Below are 795 nucleotides of genomic sequence, written 5' to 3'. Positions count from 1 at the left end.
GCTGATGGGGTGTTGGCGTTGGTGCCGGCGCATCACGGGTTGGTGGTGGACAAGGCTTCGGCGGATCCGGTCGTGGTGTCGGCGGCGGTGGTCGATCAGTTGCGGCCGCGGCGTATTCCGTTCGGGACCGAGGCTGATGCCGCCTTCCATTTACCGCCGCCGCATGTGACCGCGTATCTGGCCGGGATTCGGCGGGCCGCCAGGCCGGCCGGGGCGGGGCGGATCACGGCGACGTGGACGCTCTTCCCGGACAGTGTGCCGGCGCTGCTGCTGATCGTGAAGCCGGCGCGGAAGGCGGACGGGAACGCGGCGCTGGACGCCGTCTACCAGGCCGTGCGGGAGTTGGCGCCGCCTGAGGCGGTGCGGGTCGTGGACGCCGGCACGCTCAGCCGGGGCCAGATGTTCCGGACGCTCGGTGGCCAGCGGCTGGTCGAGTCGCCGGCGCCGGATCCGGACCCCTATGCGTGGCGCGACCGTGGCGAGGGGCGTCATGGGGGCGGGGGCCGCGGTGGCGCTCGGTCCCGCGCATCTCGCCCGTTCGCCGGCTCGGCTTCGGGTGCGGGCTCAGGGTCAGGCGCGGGCTCGACCCCCGGTGCGGGCTCGGCTTCGGGCACGGGCTCAAGGTCAGGCACCGGCTCAAGATCAGGCGCGGGCTCAGCGTCGGGCACCGACTCAGAATCAAGCTCACCATCGAGCGCGGGCTCAGCGTCGGGCACCGACTCAGAATCAAGCTCACCATCGAGCGCGGGCTCAGGCCCCGGAGCCGGCCGGCTACCACTTCGTGCAGCCCTGAGA

1 protein-coding gene is annotated in these 795 nt (G+C 72.7%); it reads left to right on the top strand.

Annotated features, from left to right (window positions below; genetic code table 11):
• A partial coding sequence (locus tag IZR01_RS51960; protein WP_228561479.1) for a hypothetical protein occupies nucleotides 1-795 on the top strand: 795 nt, incomplete at both ends.

The sequence above is a fragment of the Catenulispora pinisilvae genome (assembly GCF_015356865.1).
GTDB lineage: Bacteria > Actinomycetota > Actinomycetes > Streptomycetales > Catenulisporaceae > Catenulispora > Catenulispora pinisilvae.
The sequence above is the reverse complement of the archived record's forward strand: the minus strand, read 5'-3'. Positions and strand labels throughout refer to the sequence as shown.